The sequence below is a fragment of the Flavobacterium gelidilacus DSM 15343 genome (assembly GCF_000422685.1).
Lineage (GTDB): Bacteria > Bacteroidota > Bacteroidia > Flavobacteriales > Flavobacteriaceae > Flavobacterium > Flavobacterium gelidilacus.
On the sequence record NZ_AUGN01000031.1, the window covers coordinates 1 to 7,068 of the forward strand.

The 7,068-nt window shown below is 25.9% G+C and carries 7 protein-coding genes; all 7 read left to right on the forward strand.

Features of this window, described 5'->3' with window-relative positions:
* Positions 1-379 precede the first annotated feature (379 nt).
* The 7 genes from G507_RS0109370 (at position 380) to G507_RS0109405 (ending at position 6,303) form a co-directional block, all read left to right on the forward strand.
* A complete protein-coding gene (locus G507_RS0109370) occupies positions 380-1,930 on the forward strand; it encodes a phospholipase D-like domain-containing protein (protein WP_026717243.1) in 1,551 nt (516 codons plus the stop codon).
* Positions 1,931-2,120: 190 nt separating this feature from the next.
* Complete coding sequence (locus G507_RS0109375) at positions 2,121-3,296, forward strand: BatD family protein (protein ID WP_084518961.1); 1,176 nt, start codon at positions 2,121-2,123, stop codon at positions 3,294-3,296.
* 568 nt (positions 3,297-3,864) lie between these two features.
* A complete protein-coding gene (locus tag G507_RS0109385; protein WP_026717246.1) occupies positions 3,865-4,281 on the forward strand; it encodes a hypothetical protein in 417 nt (138 codons plus the stop codon).
* 2 nt (positions 4,282-4,283) lie between these two features.
* The gene (locus tag G507_RS0109390) at positions 4,284-4,511 is read left to right on the forward strand and encodes a hypothetical protein (protein WP_026717247.1); all 228 of its coding nucleotides are present in this window, start codon (positions 4,284-4,286) and stop codon (positions 4,509-4,511) included.
* Positions 4,512-5,060 carry a DnaJ domain-containing protein gene (locus tag G507_RS17360; RefSeq protein WP_051191586.1) on the forward strand — a complete coding sequence of 183 codons (549 nt, stop codon included), beginning with the start codon at positions 4,512-4,514 and terminating at the stop codon, positions 5,058-5,060.
* Positions 5,057-5,461 carry a hypothetical protein gene (locus tag G507_RS0109400; protein ID WP_026717248.1) on the forward strand — a complete coding sequence of 135 codons (405 nt, stop codon included), beginning with the start codon at positions 5,057-5,059 and terminating at the stop codon, positions 5,459-5,461. The genes G507_RS17360 and G507_RS0109400 overlap by 4 nt, the downstream gene beginning before the upstream one ends.
* 161 nt (positions 5,462-5,622) lie before the next feature.
* Positions 5,623-6,303: an XAC2610-related protein gene (locus G507_RS0109405; protein WP_026717249.1), complete on the forward strand. Its 681-nt coding sequence runs from the start codon at positions 5,623-5,625 to the stop codon at positions 6,301-6,303.
* Positions 6,304-7,068: the final 765 nt, after the last annotated feature.

Below are 7,068 nucleotides of genomic sequence, written 5' to 3' on the forward strand. Positions count from 1 at the left end.
CGTAACGATTCTGAAAATCATTTTTTCATCAAAATCATTTTAAAATCAAAAATTGAACTTTGTCGAAAAAGTTTGTCTGAATATTTTGCGTGAATTGTTTTGCGGAATTTCTTTGTAGAAAATCTTTGTGTTGATTCTTTAAATTCAAAACACATAAATTCATTCTGAATTGACGCAATTTGAATTAAAGTTATTACGAAACCACAACAACGGTTTTATTCAATTTTGCAGGTTTGGTCTTTTTCTATTTTGGAAAGTTTTTAAATCAAAAATTTGTTTATATTTGTTAAGGCTTGTTTATCAATCAGCAAAACTGAAATAAAGCCGCGAACCGTTGTGCGATATGCTACGTGAACCGTTGAAAAATAACGACTAAATTATGATTGTAGAATTTTTAGGTCAAGGATTATACGATGAAGAAATTGAAACTTCGGGAAATCATATTTGTTCAGCACTTAATAATGAATTTTTTAACGAGATAACGTTTTTGGTTGCATTTTTAAGAAAAACAGGATTATCACAAATATTAAAATTCTTGAAAAAGGCTAAAACAGATAAAAAAAACATAACATTTTTCGTTGGAATTAATGGCAAAGTAACATCCAAACAAGCTCTTGAAAAATTACTTGAATTAAATATTCCTTGTTATATTTATTATACAGAAAACTACATTTACCATCCAAAAATTTATTTATTTGAAGGCAATGATAAAAATAGAATTATTGTTGGATCTTCAAATTTTACAAATAATGGATTATTTAATAATGTTGAAGCATCAATTTTATTAGATTTTACAAGTCAAGATAAAAGTGGAATGAAAGTGCTCAATCAGTTAAAAAATTATTTTAATCCTTTATTAGAATATACTGAACCAAATTTAAATAATGTTACACAAGAATATATCGACGAACTTTATGAAAAAGGTTTACTTTCAAATGAAGATTTTGAAGGAGATAATGTGAACCAAAATCTTAATAAAACATATGACAAATCTAAAAAAACAAGAAAACCAAGTTCTGAAGAACTTGGTAATATTGATATTAAAGAAAATCGTAAACTAATAGATTACAAGAAACAAGAATTAAAAATAACAGATGATTATCTTAAAAAATGGGATTATTTGTTTGAAAAAATGAAATCTTATAAGTTAAAGTATAATTCTGTTACTGTTGCCAAAGAATATGAAGATAGAACATTGTATGGTTGGTATCAAAAGCAAAAATTATTATATAATCATCCTGAAATTGAAATGCCTAAAGAGCATATCGATAAACTTATTCAAATAGATTTTTATTTTGGAGATGGTCATATTTTAAGACAAGAAACTATTAAAAAATCTTGGTTGGAAATACTTAAAGAAGCTATTGAAAGTGGCGAAAAGGTACAGGCAAATCATAGGTATATTTATAAAGAACATAGACTTGGAACTTGGCTTGTTGGTATTGCATCAGCAAATACAAAAGGAAAGAAATTAGATGTTAGAAAGCAAATAAAAGAGTTCGGGTTCGACTTTTCAACAACTAAAAGAGATACGAAAAATGTTATAGAAAGATTAATTAAAGATTTATACGAAGCTAAAGAACCTTCGAAAATGCTATGGAGAATAAGATTTTTAAAACACGTAAATAAAAAAGAAAAACTTTCTAAAAAAACAATTTCTGAAATTGAATTTGTTTGGGAATACCATTTTAACGAAAAACCAGTTTGGGGAAAAATTAATGAACGTTATACAGACAGAACAGATGAATGGAAATTACATAGAAAAAAACAAGGGCAATGGTATCCAATAATAATAGAAAACGGAGAATTTCAAAGTTTATATCATTGGGCAAAAACCAGATTAAAAAGTAAAATATCTTGGAAATTAATAATTGATAAATTTAGCCAAACTGAATTGGAAGAGTTAAGAAAATGTGGCTTTCCAGTATAAAAGCACAATCGCACAACAGCGGTTTTGCGAGATTGCGAAATAATTGCAAAATTCACGTTTATCTTTCGCAAGAAATTTTATCTTAGCAGAAAAATCTCGGTTACGAAGTTCGCAACCTCGCAAAGCCACGAGACGTTGGCAGAAAGTTAAAAACAAAACAGAGAAATCAACATAATCTATAATCGAAATTATGAAGGTAAGAATAACAGTCATATTTATTTTTTTAATCTATAATGTGAATGTTTTTTCGCAGAAAGACCTTACTGTACAAACTAAAATTTCTAACGATACAATTGGATTTTTTGACGTTTTAATAGTAAATTTTGAAGCAAATAATTCTGAAGCGGAATTTAAAGCACCTAATTTCAAAGATTTTGAAATTTACAAACCCTTGGAGCATAGTGTATCTGTATCATACCAAAGCGACTTAAAGATTAGTAATACAATCTATACCTATTATTTAAAACCCAAAAGGTCGGGTAAACTAATTCTAGAAAGCGTAATTTTTGACTATAATGAAAAATCATTTGAAACTAAACCAATAATAATACAAGTAAATGGAACAACTTTGGTTAACGACCCCTTAAAAGATGAAAATAAAATTTTCTGTGTTGCTCATATTTCTAATTATAATCCTTTTTGCTATCAACCAGTTACAATTGAATATAAATTGTATTATGATGATGATATAATACCTAAAGTTATTACAGGTGATTTTGATGCTGAATACTTAAAAGAATTGTATATATATACTATTGACGAAAAATTTAAATATGGTAAAGAATTGTATAATGGTAAAGAATATAACTGCGCTTTAATCACAAAAGATGTAATTAGATTTAAACAATTATATGATACTTATATTAGAAACAAAATAATTATAACGTATAAAACAAATAGTATACCTTATACAAATATTGGTTTTGACGACACTTCAAAAATTATTTTGCCGATAATTTCGAAGCGAATTGTATCAAAAAGATTTCAATATGATTATAAATTTCCATTTAATATTACATCTTATGGTGATTATAAATTAGAGGTTCTTTATCCAAAACAAACAAAAATTAAAAAAGATAAAATCATTGAAATTAGCTTGCAACTTTATGGAGAAGGCTTCATAGATGATAACACCATACCACTAATTAATATTCCAGGAACATTTGAAATCATTTCGAATACGATAAAAAATGATCACGTTGTTGAAAAAGATAAAATAAAATCCATCGCCACAAGGATCTATAAAATAAAACCATTATCAGAAGGTAATTATACTTTTTATCCTGTTCAGTATAATTTTTACAACGAAAGTTCAAATGAAAAAAAGGCAATTTATTCAAAAGAATTTAAGCTTTCAGTGAGATAAAATTATGAATAAAACAATAAAATATTTAATAACCTTCTGCCAACAGCGGTTTGCAAAAATGGCGAAATATGTGGTAAATTCAAGTTTATCTTTCGCAAGAAATTTTATCTTAGCAGAAAATAATCGGTTACGAAGTTCGCCACTTCTGCAAGCCGCGACACGTTAGCCGTCAGTTTATCGCGAATCGTAAGAAAAGCAATTAATAATCAAAAAATATAAATATGATTGAAGAAGAGTTATTAGAAAACAAAAAAAGAAAAATTGCATTTGAAATAATTTATTATTCAAAAAGAATTTTCTTTTGTGTAATTTTCGTTTTCATATATTATGGTTTTATATTTCCTGAATATTTTTTTAAATATGCAAATAAAGTGTATTACGATAGTTGGATATTAAGCGATTTTATTAGCTATTATGACTTTATTAATTTGCTATTCCATTCTTTTTTAATCATATCAATAATTTTAATTTTATTCAACAGGCAAATTGCATATTCATATAATTGGTTAAAAAAATATTCTAAATAAAATAATCTTTAACTTTTAACAATAACTCTAAAATTTTAATTATGAAAATTATTCTTTTTTTTAATCTTTGCTTTTTATTTTTAATTCCATCAGAATTAATTGCTCAATCAGACATTGATGCAAAAGCAACTTCAGGTGCAAAACTAATTTGTGATTGTACAAAAACTTCACTTTCAAAAAACAATATTGATGTTGACAAACTGGCTGAAATATATAAATCATATAACATAAATAAAAAATTATTAGTTAAGTACAAATCAGACGTGCAAAAAATAAACGACAAATTGAACTTGAATTATTCAACTATTGAAAGTGATATATATGCTTGTAGAAGTCAATTCACTCAAAAGTATAAATCTTATTTAAAAAATAGAGATTTTCTAACAAAAATTGAATCTATTATAAATAACAATCCATATACAGCAGGTCCAAAACTAATTAAAACTCTCGCTGACTAATTATGAAAACATTAAAATTAATTATTGCAATAATACTTACATATGCTTTTATTAAAAGTGGTATTGACCTTTGTAATGAAGAACCTGAAAATTCATTTATGTATGTAATTATTATATTAGTTTTTCTGTTAATTCCAGCATATTTGTTTTACAGTGCAACGAAAACCGTCGAAGACAAACAAACTGCTTTAGAAAAAAAAGAAAATGATGAAATAAATAATATGAAATAAATGGAGTTCATTGATTATTATAAAGTTTTAAATATTTCTGAAAATGCAACTTTAGAAGAAATCAAAAAAGCATTTAGAGAACTTGCTAAGGTATATCATCCAGACAAAAACAAATTTAGTGATGCGAGTGAGAAATTTAGAAAAGTATTCGAAGCATACGAAATTTTGAAAGATAAAATTACAAAAGACATTTTTGACGAACGTAGAAGAAGATTTTATACTAAAAAAAGCGATGAATTTAATAATGAAAAGTACACGAAAAGTGAAACGTATGAATATGTAAAAAAAGAAGCGAATAAAAGAGCAGAATATTTTTCAAAAATGACTTTTGATGATTTTTTACACTCATCTATATTTATGTTAAAAAAAGCAACATCAAAATTTGCCCTTGTTTTAATGTTTCTATTTGGTTTATTTATGATATTTTTTGGCTTTTTTGCTTTGGTAAACAGCAACAATAATGAAGGTTTTGGATTTTTAATAATGTTATTTTGTTTAGCATTTGGTGGAACTCTAATATATATTGCACAAAATGATTTAAAAAAATGAAACTAATAGAAATTGAAAATTGTAAAGTTGGTTATATTTTAAAAGGATATGTTAATCATAAAAATAAAGGTCATTATATAATATTCATCAAATCATATCATTTTCCAGACTTTATTGGTGCAATGATTTCAACAAAGAATTTTGAAAACAAAAATGTACTAATGTCTGAAAATCATTTTAATGAAACTTTTGAAGATGGTACGAATTGCAAAATTATTTTTTATAATTCTCATCTCGTTTTAGCTAAACTTCATAAATTTTTTGATATGGGACCATTTGAATTATGTGGCGTTTTATCAGAAGTTGGTATTAAATTTGTTGAGGACAATATTAATATGCTTGATTTAGAAAATTGGGAACAATATTTAGAAAGGACAAGCGAAAATAATAACGAAAAATAATAAATAATAAAACCGAACGGCTAACAACGGTTTTAAGAAATTTGGGTTTAAGTCTTTAATTTAAAGTTTGTTTTGTACTTTTATAGTTCAGTAATTAATCGAAAGTTTTGGGCTAATTTTTCCCAAACTTCTTAAAGCCGCAAAACGTTAGCAGAAAGTTTATGAAAAAAATTGCGTACATCATAATCTCAACAATTTTTATCTGTTTTTTTTCTTGTAAAAAAGACGAAAATAATAGTGAAATTTCAGAAGAAAATCTTTCTTTGAAAAATGTTTCTAATGAATTAATTTCAAAAGATACTTTGAGTATTCTTCTTGAAAAAGCATTAAAAGTTGACACCTTAGAATTCGATAATTTTGAACCATTTATTTACTTTAAATCAGGAAATATTTTATCTAAAAATGAGAAAAACGCTTTAACTGTAAATTGTACAAATGATAGTACATATCAAATTGAACTTTACACACAAAAAAATGAAAAGTGGATTAAAAATGATGAAATAAATAATATTTTAGCTAATCGAACGCAGTTTTATTTAGAGTTTAAAGATTACAATTTTGATGGTCAAAAAGATATTTACTTACAGAAAAGTGCTTCAAATGGTTGGTCACTTTCAAGAGGTTATTTATTTACTGTAAATTCAAAAACAAAAAAACTGATTGAGCATAAAGAAGTCAGGGAATTGGCTAATATGAATCCTGAACAAATAAAGGAAATCGTTTATACAGATGAATTAGATTATTCTCAAAGCGGAAGAAAAATAAACCGAAGAATAAATAAATGGAAAAATGGTAAGCTCATTTCGCTAGGTCTTGATAAATCCAAAGTTACAGAATATTAAAAAAACCTTCTGCTAACAATGGTTTTATAAAATGGTTTAGGCTTGGTTTTTCCTACGGAAAAACCTCTATGAGTCGAAAATTTGTTTATATTTGCTTTGGTCAGTGATTAATTCAAACCACTTTATAAAGCCACTAAACGTTGTGCGTTATGGCTTGAAAAATCGTTTTCAAAACAACTTCTACTCTATTTTAAACCGAAATTAAATAAAAATTCGTGTTCTAAATCTGGAAAGTTTTGCGTCATTTTTTTGTAGAAAATCAAACCTGAAAAACTTTGCAATTTCTGAACTTTGCCGAAAATTTTGTGTAAATATTTTGCGCTGAATTTCTGAAAATATTGAAAACTTAAAATCTGAACTTTGTCGAAAAGTTTGCGTGAATTGTTTTGCGAAAATTCAATAAAATCATCAAAACATTAAATCATTAAAAAATTTAGTTTTTAACGTAAGAAAATCTGAAAATCATTTAATCATCAAAATCATTTTAAAAACAAAAACTGAACTTTGTAGAAAAGTTTGCGTGAATTGTTTTGCGGAAATTCTTTGTAGAATATCTTTGTGTTGATTCTTTAAATTCAACTTACATAAATTCATTCTGAATTGACGCAATTTGAATTAAAGTTGCCACAACGCACAACAACGGTTTTGTTCAATTTTGCAGGTTTGGTCTTTTTTTATTTTGGAAGTTTTTTAATCAAAAATTTGTTTATATTTGTTAAGGTTTGTGCTTAATCAGCAAAACTGAAACAAAGCCGAGAACCGTTG

Bases quoted from the DNA above. Each gene is read 5' to 3' on its own strand.
- G507_RS0109385 (WP_026717246.1), top strand. From the start codon at position 3,865: ATGAAAATTATTCTTTTTTTTAATCTTTGCTTTTTATTTTTAATTCCA.
- G507_RS0109370 (WP_026717243.1), top strand. From the start codon at position 380: ATGATTGTAGAATTTTTAGGTCAAGGATTATACGATGAAGAAATTGAA.
- G507_RS0109375 (WP_084518961.1), top strand. From the start codon at position 2,121: ATGAAGGTAAGAATAACAGTCATATTTATTTTTTTAATCTATAATGTG.
- G507_RS0109390 (WP_026717247.1), top strand. From the start codon at position 4,284: ATGAAAACATTAAAATTAATTATTGCAATAATACTTACATATGCTTTT.
- G507_RS17360 (WP_051191586.1), top strand. From the start codon at position 4,512: ATGGAGTTCATTGATTATTATAAAGTTTTAAATATTTCTGAAAATGCA.
- G507_RS0109400 (WP_026717248.1), top strand. From the start codon at position 5,057: ATGAAACTAATAGAAATTGAAAATTGTAAAGTTGGTTATATTTTAAAA.
- G507_RS0109405 (WP_026717249.1), top strand. From the start codon at position 5,623: ATGAAAAAAATTGCGTACATCATAATCTCAACAATTTTTATCTGTTTT.